Raw genomic sequence first — 14930 nt, forward strand, 5'->3', positions numbered from 1 at the left:
TTAAGTTGTATATGTTGTTCTAATAGGGACGTGATCACCGATGCGATCGCACTTTGCCGCCATCATCGCACCTTACCCCTCAACTTACATTAAATCGCGATCGGTGGTAGAGGCTCAAGTGGGAAAATAGATCTGTTCTGACTGACTTCATACTTCAGATGACGAACTTTCCTCAGCACCAACCCAAGGACAACCCCATGCGGAGTGTCCATACCACGAACTTTCCCCAAATCCTCACCCAACTGGGGATTTCGTTAGTTGTTTCCACTTACCAAGCGGGTAAGTTAATCGTCCTCCGTGCTGATGGAGAACATATCAATACTCACTTCCGTGTCTTCCAAAAACCCATGGGTTTAGCCGCTGACCGAGGTAGAATCGCAATTGGTACAGCCAACCAAGTTTGTGAACTCCGCAATGTACCAGCCGTTGCTCAAAAGTTGGAACCTATCGGTAAACACGATGCTTGCTATCTTCCCCGCAATTCTCATATTACTGGGGATATTGATATCCATGAAATGGCATGGGCGCAACAAGAACTCTGGTTTATCAATACCCGTTTTTCTTGTCTATGTACCCTTGACTTTGACCACAGCTTTGTCCCCCGTTGGCGACCTGATTTTATCAGCGCCTTATCACCAGAAGACCGTTGTCATCTTAATGGTTTAGGTATGGTGGATAATTACCCTAAGTACGTCACCGCATTAGGAACAACAGATAGTAGAGGAGGCTGGCGAGAAAATAAGGCTTATGGTGGCGTATTGATCGATATAGAGACGAATCAGGTGATTGTGCGAGGATTATCAATGCCTCACTCACCCCGTTGGTATCAAAATCGCCTCTGGGTATTGGAATCAGGAAATGGTTCTCTAGCAACCGTTGATTTGGCCTCTGGGAAATGTGAGACAGTGACTCAGCTTCCTGGCTTTACCCGGGGTATAGATTTCTGGGGTCCCTTGGCGTTTATTGGTCTTTCCCAAGTACGGGAAACCGCAGTATTTAGTGGTATTCCTTTGACCGAAAGGCTCTCCGAACGAATCTGTGGGGTTTGGGTGGTCAATATTGAGACAGGACAAACGGTAGCGTTTTTGCAGTTTGAAGAGGCGGTGCAGGAAATTTTTGCGGTTCAGGTATTACCGGGTATTCGGTTTCCTGAGATTATTGACTGGGATGAAAAATTGATTGCCACGTCCTATGTTTTGCCCGATGCAGCGTTGGCAGATGTGCCTGATGGACAAAAGCAGTTGGTAAGAGAAATTAGTACCTTTCAATCGCAGGTGGGGTCAGATCTACCGAAGAAATCGGTGAAGTTTAAGCGAAAAAAACGCGGATTTGATGTTAACAGTTAGTAGAGACGTTGCATGGAACGTCTCTACATAATGATGAAAGAAGTGTCACGATTTATTTTGCAGTTTCCGCTTCAGCAGTGAACCAGTTCCAATAACCACTAGCCCAATTAAACCTAGCATTGACGAAGGTTCAGGAACAGAAGTTGACGGCGGTTGCTGTTGCTGTACCTCAAACGCGCCAATGTCGGTTTGACTACCCGAAGTCCGATTAAAGCCTATTCCTCGTTGGTCAGTAAGCAGTCCTAGAGGGTTACTGCCTGCATCAATCGCAGGACTGCCAGGGAGGAGGGCGTGAGTTGCGGTAGAACCACCATTATTTTGCAACGGACTCAGCAGAGGATTAATGCCAATTAAGTTGTTACCACCCGAAGTGAAACCACCAGAAATATCATCAGCATTCGCGTTACCAGCAACAATGCTACTGGTGATTGTAATAGTATCGGTGTTAACGATGCCGCTACCTATGCCGATGCCAATGCTATTGTCGTAGTAGCAGTAGCTGTAGTGGCTGCCACCTTTTGCCGTATTTTTGGTGATGGTGCTGTTGGTGACTGTTCCCCCACCCCAGATGCCGCCGCCGTAGCCGTTGCCTGGGTTGTTGTCGTTATAGCAGCCTACTGAGCCACCTTCTGCTGTATTGCCACTGATAGTGCTGTTAATTACTGTTACTTTACCCCAGATGCCGCCGCCGTAACCGTTAACACCACCTCGATAGTAGCTTGAACTACCTTCTGCTGTATTGCCATTAATGGTGCTATTGGTCACTATCACCTGACCAAAACTATTCAAAATGCCGCCACCGTTACCAATGCCAGCGTCACGTCCAAAAGCCGCGCCTCCTGCTGCTCTATTACCGCTGATAATAGTATGGTTTATATTCACACCGCCGGAGCCGTTAAAAATGCCGCCGCCGTTGCCACTGTTGCCATAGAAGTCGCTAGTGCCACCGAATGCTCCATTGCCGCTGATGTTACTGTAGTTCACACTCAATGCGCCGGAGCGATTATATATGCCGCCACCATTGCCCCTGCCAGGGCGGAAGCCAATAAAAGTGCCAGATGTGCTATTTCCAGCAATATTGCTGTTAGTTATTGTTAGATTGCCAGAGCCGTTAAAGATACCGCCGCCATCGCTGTCTCTATTGCTGTATCCGCCACTGCCTGATCTGTTACTGTTGATAGTGCTGTTAGTGATCGTTAGGTTGCCGGAGCGGTGATATATACCACCACCACTACCGCTGCCACCAAAGCCGTCATTGTATTCACCGTAGCCACCATTTGCGCTGTTGCCACTAATAGCGCTATCCACTATTGTTAAGTTGCCGGAGCGGTTATATATGCCGCCGCCGCTACTGTCACCGCCGTAGCCGTGGTCGCCTTTACCACCCTTTGCCGTATTACCACTAATCGTACTATTAACTATGGTTAGGTCACCCGATCCGTTGAAAATCCCACTACCACTGCTGTTGCCGCCATAGATAAGACCATCACTGCCGGATACTTTGTTGCCGCTGATAGTACTATTTGTTATCGTCAAGTCGCCGGAGCGGTTATATATGCCGCCGCCGCTACTGTCGCCGCCGTAGTAATAGTTGCCGATGCCTCTTACTGTGTTGTTAGTAATCACAGCATCCATAAGGCTGAGATTTTCATCGGCATTGAATATAGCACCACCCGAACTTGTGGCATTGCCATTAGTCAGAGTCAAACCAGAGATGAGGACATCAAGGATGTCGCTGCCTCCATCATTGATGTTAAAGATACGGGAGTTGTTATTCCCGCTAACTGTCAGCAGATTAGCGCCTGGTCCGAGAATATTTAACGAGTCGGTAATATTAAACGCTCCACTGGTGAGGGTGATGGTACTCGGAACACCACCTGTGTCAAAGATAATCTCATCCAAACCTTCTTGGGCATTGGCATTGAAGATTGCCTGACGAAAGCTGCCTGTCCCTGAATCAAAAAGATTGCTAACTGTGAAAGTAGCCATTTTTGTATTCCTTAAAGCCTGTTGAAAAAGTTTATAATCCGGTTTCCCTCCGCAGTAAGCGTACTATTGATTCTGACAAAAAGATCAAGCCAAGAAATGTCTTCATGAAATCTTTAAAAAGTTAACTTTGTAAATACTTATATTTGTAAAGAATTATTACAATGTAAATTAACTTAATAAATGCGCTAAAGCTTTGATAGAGGGAAAACGAGTTAAATAACATTTAATATCAAAATCGCTTGATTGTGATTAAGTAATTATCATCAAAATCTTATCGCCTGAAAACACCATAAATACGTTTTAACCATCAATAAAACTTATCAGAGAGTTCCGCGTCAGGTGAGGACGTTACAAAATAGCGAAGGTGAAAGCCCTCGTGATTTATCCGAGGGATGAAACCAAGCGAAGCGTCTAGCTCTTCGCAACTAAAGTTGCGAGTAGTGACATCCATTAAGCACAGATGTTAAATTGATGTTGGTACAGGCTGAAAAACCGTTAGGACGTGCCCGACAAATATGGCTGAGACAGTGCCACACGACTGCCTAAAAAGTAGTAATGCCAAGAGGGAAGGGAATGTCCTCTATAAAACCCAATCGTTAGTCAACAGCTAGCGTGTGAACCAAGAAAAAGCAAACATTAAAAACAACGGTACTGTGGGGCGCACAGGAACCAAGAATAGAGATCAGTCTCTATTCTGAAAGCTTAGGGAGAATTGCCCTCTAGGTCTTTCGTAAGCTAACTCGATACTTAGTGGCATTAGCTAGCGGGTATTTGGTTGGGCATTGCTTGAACACTGGCGGCGTCAGTGGGAGAGATACGGAGGTTTACGGCTGATTCGGTGAACTAAGAATCCCCCGTGATTCATCCGGGGGAGCGTCAATTCACATAAGCTTCATACAGCGCGATGGCGTGTCAGTGAGGTACACAGACAGAGCCCCAACTTCGTAGGAGTTGTCGGGGATCTTGCTTAGAAATTTTGGTCGAGAGACGAACCCCAATAAAAATCTGTTGGGTTTCACTCCGTTCAACCCAACCTACTGGCGTGGACCCAGCTAAAATTGTGGAGTAGATTTTACCATTGAATAGGGCGCACGCCATGCGCCCCTACGGTTTCTTTTCCGTAATTCTAATTCATTTTGATTTATACTAAATTCGGGTTAACTACCCCCGTTATAACAACCCAGTCCGCGCAGGTGGACTTTGTTTGTGTAGCAGCGATTTCAATCGCCTTGAAGGGGGTGATAAAGGCTCTAATACCGACGCGATCGCTCCTCGAAAATCCTATTCAAACATAGGCGGTTCTTTTAGCTGATTTTCCGAAAAACTGAGGGGACTAGGGGAAGGGGGTAAACTATTCACTGTTGCAGGTGTACGAATTCGTTCTAGCTGGCTCAATGCCCAACGCGCTGTTTCCTGAACATCAGCCTCCGGATCATCTAAGGCATAGGATAATAACTGACTCATTTGTGCCACTAATTCATACATCAAGGTCAAATCTCGGATCGCGTTTTTACGCACCTGGGGATTATCATCCTGTAGGGAAAGCGCTAACGCCCGATTCATGGGTTTGAGTGTCTTCATGCCAATTTGGGATAGCGCCTCTATAATTAAGCTGCGCTGCTGAGAATCAGACTCTAACATCAGATTTACCAACGGTTGTACCGCCCTGGAATCTCCCCGTTGTGCCAGTTCCCAAATTGCTTTGCGTCGTTTGGTTGGATCAGAATCTTGTAAGTCTTTAATTAATTGATTCACCCCATTTTTTTTCGCCAGCCGATTCTTGGGTTGAGTCAGTGGGGCGCTAGTTGAGGGTTCAAAATGGGATGGCGATTTACTGATGTGGGAGTCAGTTACGCTTAATCCTGAAGGATTGTATCCATTTTTATAGGGTTCAGATAGATGAGTTGGGGGGAGCTCAACCGATTCGGCGGGGGATGACTCTCGCCCATTGCTACTCGACATTACCATAGGCAGTTCCGGTTCCTCTGGAGGGGAAGAGGGCACAGAATCCTCTGCTTTTGCAGGGGCTTGACCTTTTTTGGGATTATCCAATACCTTGAGTAAAAAGAATAAGCCTCCACCAAATATTCCTAAGGTTCCACAAACACCTGCGACTATCCACAGGAGTTGTTGGCGATTGCTGTTGGATTGAGCTTTTTCAGCGTTTTGGTTATCTTCCTCAGCGTTTTCTGCTTCCGCTGGAGAATTATCGGGTTCAGGAACTTCCGCCGCTGCGGCTTGCAGCTTAGTCCATGTGCTTAAACCAACAACACCATCTGCGTCAAGATCGATTGACTCTTGGAATTCAATAACAGCCAGCCTGGTAGTGTCTCCATAGACACCATCGGTATCGCCCTCGTAGTAGCCTAGCTTTTTCAGACGAGTCTGCAAGGCTTGCACCGTTTCTCCTCGACTCCCCACTTGCAGGGGTAATTCCTCAATGCCTTTAGGACTGGGGGACTGAGCGAGGAGTAAGGGGGGGGATAGGTTAACCGATGGATGGGCGATCGCAGGCTCTAATCCTAGGAGAGAGCCAATGCCCATAAACCCGCCCACGCAGGTCATATAGGCAGCTAGAAGTACAGGGGAGCGATGGCAAGTCATAAGAAAATTAGGAACTTGAAGGGTTTGCCATGTCGGGACAGCCTCTTATCAGTCTCACTCCAAGATAGCTTAAATACTTACTCCTGAATTAAAACGGCGACCTAGATGAGTCAATTTTTAAAGAGCCAAGAGTGGGGAGCACCTGTTCCTGTATCAACTGAAAACATTTCCAGCTACTGAAATTGGTTACCGAGGCAATCCTTCAACTTCAGAGTCTTGGACTTTCAGAGGTAAAGGAATCAACCCCATCGCTTTCAGGCTGCGGATGATGCGATCGCGAGGGGTTAAGGATTCGGCGGTAACTGTCTGATTTGCGGTACTCCAGGCTTGGCGGAATGATGCCAATCCCTGAGCAATTTCCTGACGCTGATTAATCAAATAGATACTAACTAACGTCAAACTGACGCCTAACCATTGCAGGGAACTCAAGACTTCCCCTAAAAACAGATTGCCAAATAGCAGGGCAAACACAGGAGTCAGAAACGTCAAAGCACTGAGACTGGTGAGATTCCCCTTAGAAGCAAAATAGAAGAATAACCCATACGCGATCGCACTGCCAAATATGGTCGAGTAAGCTAGTGCCATCCAGCCACTCAAGTCAATGTTCACCCACTGTTGAGATTCCCACATCCCCGAAAGCGCAAACAAGGGTAATCCGCCTAAAATCATGTGCCAACCTGTCGCCACAACGGGATCGGCATATCGAGTGATATAGCTAATGCTCACCGTTCCACAAGCCATCGACAGGGATGCCAATAACATCAGCCATTCCCCACTTTGGAAAAGATGCTGCCAACTCAATTCCAAAGTTGCCACATTGCCATGCACAAGGCTCAAAATCCAGGCATCTGGCAAACCAATCAAACTGATACCCACAATACCAATTGCCAGTCCTAAGCCACCCCACAGACCAATAATCTCACCAAAAAGCCAACCTGAGAGTAATGCTACAGCTAAAGGCTGAGAATCAATCATCACTGAACCCAAGCCAGCCCCCGTTCGCACTAAGCCCTCGGCTAAAAATCCTTGAAATAAAGCACCGTCTATTAGCGCAAACAAGCTAATCCATAACCAAGCAGCCCACCCTTTGGGTTGAGGACGCCCCATCATCGAAGCCGCGATCAGCACAAGCACTCCAGCGGGGACTAAGCGCACTCCTGCCATGAATAGAGGAGTTGTATGGGGAATGACCCCTTTCATTGCTACCATTGCCGTCCCCCACAGGAAAAACGGCGCAATCAACAGTAAGGAGGTGAAAGGGGATTGGTTGCTTATTTTTAGCTGCATGAGATTGTATTTATTATCAACGCTTGGGATAAACTCTCGATATTTTTTATGTTTCTTTACATTGTACTGATTTTTTACTTTATGTTAAGCAAATGATACAAACAGGGCAGTGGTCATGGGTCATTCGTCCTTGGTCAATAGACAGGCAACAGGACAGATTCGGACAAAAAGCCCTAGATCGTGCAAACTGGTAAAGTAATATAGCGGTTCTCACGCTGGCTAACCTATTTAACTGAGTGGGACACCGCTGGAGTGTCTACATCCCTCATTTTTGGAACGATATGCCCTGGCCCTTTAAGCCTAAATCGCGGAAACAGATTGCTCGCATCGAAATCACGGGTTTGATTGCTGGTAACACTCGCCAACGGGTACTAGACGCGCTCAAAACCGTGGAAGAAAAGAAATTTCCTGCCTTACTCTTGCGAATTGACAGTCCCGGCGGCACCGTTGGCGACTCTCAGGAAATCTACAGCGCCTTGATGCGCCTGCGGGAGAAGGTGAAAATTATTGCCAGTTTTGGGAATATCTCCGCCTCTGGGGGAGTTTACATCGGTATGGGTGCTGAACATATCGTGACCAACCCCGGTACGATTACAGGAAGCATTGGTGTTATTCTGCGCGGCAATAATCTAGAACGTCTCTTAGACAAGATTGGGGTTTCCTTCAAAGTCATTAAATCCGGTCCTTACAAGGATATTCTGGCGTTTGATCGTGAACTCACCGACCCCGAAAAGACAATTTTGCAAGAGATGATCGATACAAGTTATCAACAGTTCGTGCAAACCGTTGCTGAAGCACGAAACCTGGCGGTGGAAACGGTGAAAAGCTTTGCCGATGGTCGAATTTTTACAGGTCAGCAAGCCCTTGATTTAGGGGTTGTTGATCGCTTAGGAACCGAGGAAGATGCCCGTCGTTGGGCAGCCGAACTGGTGGGTCTTGATCCGGATAAAACGAAATGTGAGACGATTGAAGAACCTAAACGCCTCTGGAGTCGTTTGATTCCTGGCAATACGGGTCGAATGACCTCTGGATTATCGGCAGGGATAGATTGGTTAGAATTTGAACTGTCTACTGGTGGTCAGCCGCTTTGGCTCTATCGACCCTAGCGCTCTTACAGGGGAACAGGGAAGTAAGGAAGTAGGGAAGTAAAGAAGCAGGGGAGCAGGGGAGCAGGGGTAATTAACTCAAAACCTGATTCCCTCGAAGATCGTGAAGGGTCAAAACTTAAAACTTTTCCAATCACAATTTAGGAGGATATCAGCAGTGGAGTGGCGTGTTCGAGCGATTCGTGGAGCAACAACGGTGTCAGAAAATACGGTTGCAGCAATTCAAGATGCTGTAACGGAACTCATAGATGAGATAGAAAGCCACAATCAGATCGACCACGAGGAAATGATCAGTGTAATCTTTACCACGACACGAGATTTGGATGCCATCTTTCCCGCTGCGATCGCTCGTGAACGTCCTCATTGGGAAAATGTGGCATTACTCGATCTTCAGCAAATGCATGTAGAGGGAAGCTTGGAGCGCTGTATCCGATGCTTAATTCACATTAATACCCTGGTTAGCCAAACTGAGATTTATCACCCTTATCTGCGTCAAGCGAAAAACCTAAGACCAGATTGGAGTCTCGCTCAATTAAGCTCATCTCACAGTTAAAGGTTGAAGGTTTTGACACTCTTAGCCCTACAAGGACGGAGATTCTTATTTGTTATTTAGATAATTTGACGTTCGACTAATAGAAATGTCTCGACTTGTAGACAAGCTGCGCCGCATAATCGACGCCAGAGACTCACGTTTGCGTAAATCAAGCATTTCTGCAAGGCTCTGTTCCTCGTTATCCAGAGGACTTTTTTGTTGATCAGGTACGACGGTGACTTCAGTTTCCTCGTGGGCAAGTGTCTGAGGAGAGTCCTGCGTCTGGATTGCTTGTGTCTGAACAACAGGTTGGGGATTTTGGGGAACTCGACGGCGATTTACTGAGCGTCGCCGTTTTTTGTGCCGGGTCGATTTAGACGGTTTGATAACTTGGCGGCGTTCAGTAGATTGTCTAAAAGCATGTGTGACTAACAAAGAACCGGTGGCACAACCAAAGGCTAGACCCCAAAATAACGAAAGGGGTAAACCCTCCTTGGGTAGAGAGTCCTCTGTCGGGGAGACTATCCCAGAGTTCGATGGGGGCGTTTTTTTTGCCGTTGATTCCAAAACAGTTGAAACCACGGGTTTCGGTACAGACTTATCTGGCTCAATCCGCCCAGGATTGATTAAGCCAACCGCCGCCACGGTGCCCATCAAGACAAGAAAGCCCCAGATTGTTCCCCAAAAGACAAAGGGATGCCTGTTAAAGAGCTGCTGTAATACCTGTGGGTAATTTCGCTGTTCGGAAGAATGGTCAGATGAATTGAGCATTGACGCCCTTTACAGTCAGGATCAACTTGAAAATGCGACGCTTTGCGCCTTAAGAGTAGAGAAACCACTATGGCTGACGGAATTTTAACATGGTTTTTTGGAGAACATGACAAAAATCCTCTCAGTGCCATTGCCCAAATGCGCTAGCATTAACAATCGCAAGGCATAGTTTAAAGGGTGATCCAAGATTATGACAGGAGAGCTAACATCCACAATTAGCATTCACGAGCAAAAGCAGCAACCGCATCACCCGGAAGGTATTTCCACTCACACTTCCTTACCTCATAGCAGATCATCACGCCCAAGTTGGATGATTGAGGATAGTGAGAAACTTTATCGGATTCAGGGATGGGGGGAGCCATATTTTTCGATTAACGCCGTCGGTCATGTAACGGTTTCCCCCAAAGGCGATCGCGGCGGTTCCCTAGATTTGAGGGAACTCGTTGAAGCGCTCAAAGGACGTAATCTGGAACTCCCGTTATTAATTCGCTTTTCCGATATCCTTGCCGATCGCATTGAGCGGTTAAATGCCTGTTTTGCCAAGGCGATCGCTCGCTATAACTACCCGGGTCGTTACCAGGGGGTTTATCCGGTTAAGTGCAATCAGCACCGACATCTGGTGGAAGAATTGGTACAGTTTGGACATCCCTATCAGTTTGGCTTAGAAGCGGGTTCTAAACCTGAACTGATGATTGCTCTAGCCACCTTAAAAACCGATGGCGCCCTGCTTATATGCAATGGTCACAAAGACCGGGAATATATCGAAACGGCGCTGCTATCGATGCGGTTGGGACAAAAACCGATTATTGTGATCGAGCAACTCGAAGAAGTCCAGCTTATTATTGACATTTCGGCAAAACTAGGTATTGAGCCGATAGTTGGCGTGCGAGCCAAACTGAGTACAAAAGGGACGGGTCGTTGGGGAGAATCCACAGGCGATCGCGCCAAGTTTGGTCTGACGCTTCCGGAGATCCTAACCTGCGTGAACCAACTCCGGGATGCTGGAGTACTCCACACCTTGCAGTTATTGCACTTTCATATTGGTTCTCAAACCTCTGCCATTAGCGTGATTAAAGATGCAATTCGAGAAGCCAGTCAAATTTATGTCGAGTTGCGTTCCTTGGGCGCTGATATGAATTATCTTGATGTAGGTGGTGGTTTAGCCATTGACTACGACGGCTCTAAAACCAACTTCTACGCCTCAAAAAACTACAACATGCAGAATTATGCCAACGATATCGTTGCCGAGGTTAAGGAAGCCTGTGAAGCCCGCCAGATGCCCGCTCCTGTATTAATTAGTGAAAGTGGTCGCGCGATCGCCTCTCATCAATCGGTACTCATCTTTGATGTCCTCAATACCAGCGATGTTCTCTCCGGAGAACCCAACCCAGCTCACGATAAGGAACATCTGATTATCCGTAACCTCTGGGAAACTTATCGTACTATTAGTCTGGAAAATTACCAAGAAGCCTACCACGACGCCATTCAATTCAATGAAGAAGCCAAAAGCCTCTTTAATCTCGGTTATCTTAGCCTCACTCAACGGGCTAGAGCAGAACAATTGTACTGGGCGTGCTTTGAGAAGATTCTCAACATTGTCAGGACGCAGGAGTATGTACCTGACGATCTCGAAGACTTAGAAAAAACGATGGCGTCAATTTATTACGTTAACTTATCGGTCTTTCAATCGGTTCCCGATTCCTGGGCAATGAATCAGCTCTTTCCGATTATGCCCATTCATCGGCTAGATGAGGAGCCAACCCGCCGGGGTATCTTAGCCGATTTGACCTGTGACAGTGACGGCAAAATTAACCAGTTTATCGATCTGCGAGATGTTAAATCCGTGCTGGAACTGCATCCGTTAAGGAAAGCCAGGGTACAGGACAACCAGGATATCGGTGGGGGTTCTACCGATAATGTTGTGGAAACAACCAATGGCTTAACTCAACCCGCCTTTCTAGAACAGACGGAAACAACATCTGATCATCAAATCCGAGAACCTTATTACTTAGGGTTGTTTTTAGTCGGAGCTTACCAAGAAATTATGGGCAATCTACACAACCTGTTTGGCAACACCAATACTGTTCATATTCGGCTAACACCCAGAGGCTATGAAATTGAGCATCTGGTTAAGGGAGATACGGTAACGGAAGTATTGAGTTACGTTCAGTACGACGCCGAGGACTTAGTTGAAAGCATTCGTCGCCGCACCGAACAAGCTCTACGAGACAATAGAATTACCTTGGCAGAATCCCAATGGTTGCTGCAGAACTACCAGAAGAGTCTCAATAGTTATACGTATCTTTCTTCTTAGTTAGGTGTTGATGGTTGAAAGTACTTGCTTCTCTCCCAGCCAGCTACATCGTGCAAATTGCCCACCCACAGGTTTGGGAAAACCAACACCTGATCCTGTGGGTAGGCGTGCAGTAGTTAACCCGACCAGTAACATGAATGGTTGGGTGAGCAACAAGCGAGATTGCCGACTAACCACCGTTACCCAAAAGTTCAGCTATAGCTTGCTGTTCTTCGGGTTCTTGGGATGGTGGTGTACGGCGGGTATCTGTAATCAACCAATCGAGGGCAGCAGCTTGCACGTCGATAGTCGCACCGGTCTTATCAACGCAGTAGCGTCCAAAGACTAGCTTATCGACCAAGCGAACTCCTGCCCCTAAGCGGGAATATTCAAAGATCACGCTGTTATCAACAGTTGCCCCTTTACAAATCCAGCAATTCGGACCAATCATCGATGGACCAATAATTTTAGCACCATCTTCAATATGGGTCATGCCGCCAATATAAACCGGTCCTGTGACATCCACTTTGTCCCAATTAACCGCCACGTTTAATCCCGTGTAAACACCGGGAGCCACTTCCTTGCCGGGAATCGAGACATTTTTGATGTCTCCCCTCAAAACACCCCGAACCGCATGCCAATAGTCGGGGACTTTCCCAATATCCACCCACTGAAAATCCATAGATACGGCATAAAAGGGCGCATCCATCTCCACTAATTTGGGAAATAAATCGCCACCGATGTCATATTCCTGACCAGATGGAATATAATCTAAGACTTCGGGTTCAAAAATATAAATGCCCGTATTGATATTGGTGCTGAGAGCTTCTTCTACCGAGGGTTTTTCCTGGAAAGTTTTAATCCGACCGCTTTCGTCAGTTACCACCACACCGTAGCTAGAGACTCGCTCTCGCGGCACAGGTTTGGTCACAATTGTAGCCACAGAACCTTTTTCTTTATGCCACTTGACAGCAGCAGACAAGTCGAGATCAATCAGAGCATCCCCACAAAGGACAACAAAGGTGTCGTCAAAAAAGGGATAAAAGTCTTGGATTTTACGCATGCCACCCGCAGAACCCATGGCTTCCCCCACCAATTGACCATCGATAATTCGACCTTCAAATGAATAGGTAATTTCGACACCAAATCGTTGACCGTCTCGGAAGTAGCCTTCAATTTCGTGGGCTAAGTGAGAGACGTTAACCACAACTTGGTCAAAACCATGCTGTCTTAGAAGTTCCAGTAAAAACTCCATTACAGGTTTTTGCAAGATGGGAATCAATGGTTTGGGAATGGTATAGGTAATGGGGCGAACCCGAGTCCCCTTACCGGCTGCCAGAATCATGGCTTTCATAATATTATCTTCCTCAAGCTACGCCACAAATTTGCAAGTTAGTCAATTGAGTCTGATGCTCAGTGGTTGCCCTCCAAGGACGTTTAACCGTCGTCAAGACTCATCCTATATACCGGGAAAAATGACAGAGATCAGGTGACAAAGGGGTAGATTCACAAAAGTTTGAGTGACTACCGATACCCAATCAATATGCACCACTTACCTTTGTGGGTATGTAGGAGACTACATACCGTATACATGAGTATCTGAAGGCTCTTGCCAAAAGCTAGGAAGCAAAATGGCAAGATGCGGTTCATGGAACTGGTATTGGTGCATTCTGTCAAGTGTTGAGCAGTCGATGAAGCTGCCAATCGTAATCCCAGATAACACCCCTGATTGATTTACCCCAGCGTCCGGATTTTTAGGTCTTGGTAGAACTCCTCTTGAGATAATTCCACCTTAGACTGAGCCGATAACAGGAGCAGCGCCCAAAACACACCGACTCTATCGCTGACTAGAGGTTCAGTGGTATCAACAGCCCTTCGGCGATTGCCGTTTGTCGATACTGTTGGTGATACCGTCCACCACTCTAGCAATTGCTCTAGATTCAGCCAATCTTTTCCGGCGGCTATTTCGTGCCAATGACTGGAAATGAACTGTTCTAAGCGTTTAGCAATATCGGTGAGATTTTCATCATGAGCTAGATGGGCGATAGCTTGTGCCGTTTGTCCTCGTGAGAGAGATTGTCGGCGGGTTGAGCGGATGGGTATTGGGGTGGCTTCAAGTTGATCTGCCATTTGCTGCAATTGTTCGATCAACTCGCTCAGGGTGACGGGGCGTTTTTTGGGCGGTGGCGCAGCCGTGCGACGACGGATATGGCGTTCTAAATACAAGGGTAAGCGCGGTTCACTCGTGGGTTCGATTTCCGCTTCGGTATCGCTTTGTTCGGGTTCTTCGGGTTCCTCTAAACGTTGTAGCGTGTCTGCTTTGAGTAAGACAAGCATTGACGCCCATAAAAAAGCTTGTCCGGATTGGGACAAATCTGTCTCACGGGGACTCAAGGCATCATCTCCCCAAGGGAGACTACTCAAATAGCGATCAATCACTTCAATCACCTGAACATCCCAGGGATCGATTTCTCCCCGTTGGGCTAGGTCAATTAATAGCGCGATCGCTTCGGTAGCAGGTGTTTGTCTCATTACCAATCTTTCAGGTAGGAACAAGGGAGATGGGGGAGATGAGGAAGTTCACTCAAAACTCAAAGCACTTCCCCATAATTCACCCTTGTTCAACAATGGTACCTTCAGTTACAGGTTCAGATGCCGATAGTGCGGGTAACTGATGTTCTTCGATTTCTGCCTTGTAGCGTTCCATGTCTTGCTCTAATTCTTCAATGCGTTCCTCTTTCGCCCGGATCTGACGAACGGCTTTCCAGGACTCTAGCTGTCGCTGTAGCTGCGTCCAGACACTAAAAAGCCATGCCAACACAGAACCTAGTCCCATGGCTATAATCAGTTCTAGGGCTAGAGGAGCCTCAACATCAATACCTTCAATAATTTGAATCGACGTAGGCTGGGTGTTTTGCAAGCTAAATAAAACTAACGCTAAACACACAGCAAATATGAGCAGAAAATTTAGTTGTCGCATCAGTTGAGTCCTCCAGCACACA

At 46.9% G+C, this 14930-nt stretch carries 11 protein-coding genes; 4 read left to right on the plus strand and 7 right to left on the minus strand.

All coding sequences use genetic code 11. The features are described from left to right. Nucleotides 1–158 precede the first annotated feature (158 nt). Nucleotides 159–1346 carry a TIGR03032 family protein gene (locus tag ACLGGO_RS03705; protein ID WP_446418310.1) on the plus strand — a complete coding sequence of 396 codons (1188 nt, stop codon included), beginning with the start codon at nucleotides 159–161 and terminating at the stop codon, nucleotides 1344–1346. 45 nt (nucleotides 1347–1391) lie between these two features. Here the strand turns inward: ACLGGO_RS03705 and ACLGGO_RS03710 are convergent, their stop codons facing one another. From ACLGGO_RS03710 to ACLGGO_RS03720, 3 genes are all read right to left on the minus strand, one after another. After that, complete coding sequence (locus ACLGGO_RS03710) at nucleotides 1392–3335, minus strand: PEP-CTERM sorting domain-containing protein (protein WP_446418311.1); 1944 nt, start codon at nucleotides 3333–3335, stop codon at nucleotides 1392–1394. Nucleotides 3336–4616: 1281 nt separating this feature from the next. Beyond that, on the minus strand, nucleotides 4617–5939 hold the full coding sequence (locus ACLGGO_RS03715) for a peptidoglycan-binding protein (protein WP_446418312.1): 1323 nt from the start codon (nucleotides 5937–5939) through the stop codon (nucleotides 4617–4619). 186 nt (nucleotides 5940–6125) lie between these two features. Further along, nucleotides 6126–7226: a DMT family transporter gene (locus ACLGGO_RS03720; RefSeq protein WP_446418313.1), complete on the minus strand. Its 1101-nt coding sequence runs from the start codon at nucleotides 7224–7226 to the stop codon at nucleotides 6126–6128. 281 nt (nucleotides 7227–7507) lie between these two features. On the opposite strand from ACLGGO_RS03720, the gene sppA reads away from it, so the two are divergent. Both sppA and aroH read left to right on the plus strand, forming a co-directional pair. Then, the gene (gene sppA / locus ACLGGO_RS03725; RefSeq protein ID WP_446418314.1) at nucleotides 7508–8332 is read left to right on the plus strand and encodes a signal peptide peptidase SppA; all 825 of its coding nucleotides are present in this window, start codon (nucleotides 7508–7510) and stop codon (nucleotides 8330–8332) included. Between the two features lie 157 nt (nucleotides 8333–8489). After that, nucleotides 8490–8885 (plus strand): chorismate mutase, encoded by a 396-nt coding sequence (gene aroH / locus ACLGGO_RS03730; protein ID WP_446334436.1) that lies wholly within the window; start codon nucleotides 8490–8492, stop codon nucleotides 8883–8885. A gap of 45 nt (nucleotides 8886–8930) precedes the next feature. Here the strand turns inward: aroH and ACLGGO_RS03735 are convergent, their stop codons facing one another. Beyond that, nucleotides 8931–9635 (minus strand): hypothetical protein, encoded by a 705-nt coding sequence (locus ACLGGO_RS03735; RefSeq protein ID WP_446418315.1) that lies wholly within the window; start codon nucleotides 9633–9635, stop codon nucleotides 8931–8933. A 310-nt stretch (nucleotides 9636–9945) separates the two neighbouring features. Between ACLGGO_RS03735 and speA the strand changes: the two genes are divergently transcribed. Continuing rightward, nucleotides 9946–11949 carry a biosynthetic arginine decarboxylase gene (speA, locus tag ACLGGO_RS03740; RefSeq protein WP_446418366.1) on the plus strand — a complete coding sequence of 668 codons (2004 nt, stop codon included), beginning with the start codon at nucleotides 9946–9948 and terminating at the stop codon, nucleotides 11947–11949. Nucleotides 11950–12118: 169 nt separating this feature from the next. On the opposite strand, the gene ACLGGO_RS03745 is transcribed toward speA, so the two are convergent. From ACLGGO_RS03745 to ACLGGO_RS03755, 3 genes are all read right to left on the minus strand, one after another. Then, nucleotides 12119–13282, minus strand: coding sequence for a sugar phosphate nucleotidyltransferase (locus tag ACLGGO_RS03745; RefSeq protein ID WP_446334438.1), 1164 nt, complete (start codon nucleotides 13280–13282; stop codon nucleotides 12119–12121). 380 nt (nucleotides 13283–13662) lie between these two features. After that, entirely contained in the window at nucleotides 13663–14460 is a 798-nt protein-coding gene (locus tag ACLGGO_RS03750; protein WP_446418316.1) for a segregation/condensation protein A, read from the minus strand. Nucleotides 14461–14539: 79 nt separating this feature from the next. Next, nucleotides 14540–14908: a lipopolysaccharide assembly protein LapA domain-containing protein gene (locus ACLGGO_RS03755; protein ID WP_446356507.1), complete on the minus strand. Its 369-nt coding sequence runs from the start codon at nucleotides 14906–14908 to the stop codon at nucleotides 14540–14542. Between the last annotated feature and the right edge of the window lie 22 nt (nucleotides 14909–14930).

Source organism: Coleofasciculus sp., assembly GCF_046565525.1.
Taxonomy (GTDB): Bacteria; Cyanobacteriota; Cyanobacteriia; order Cyanobacteriales; family Coleofasciculaceae; genus Coleofasciculus.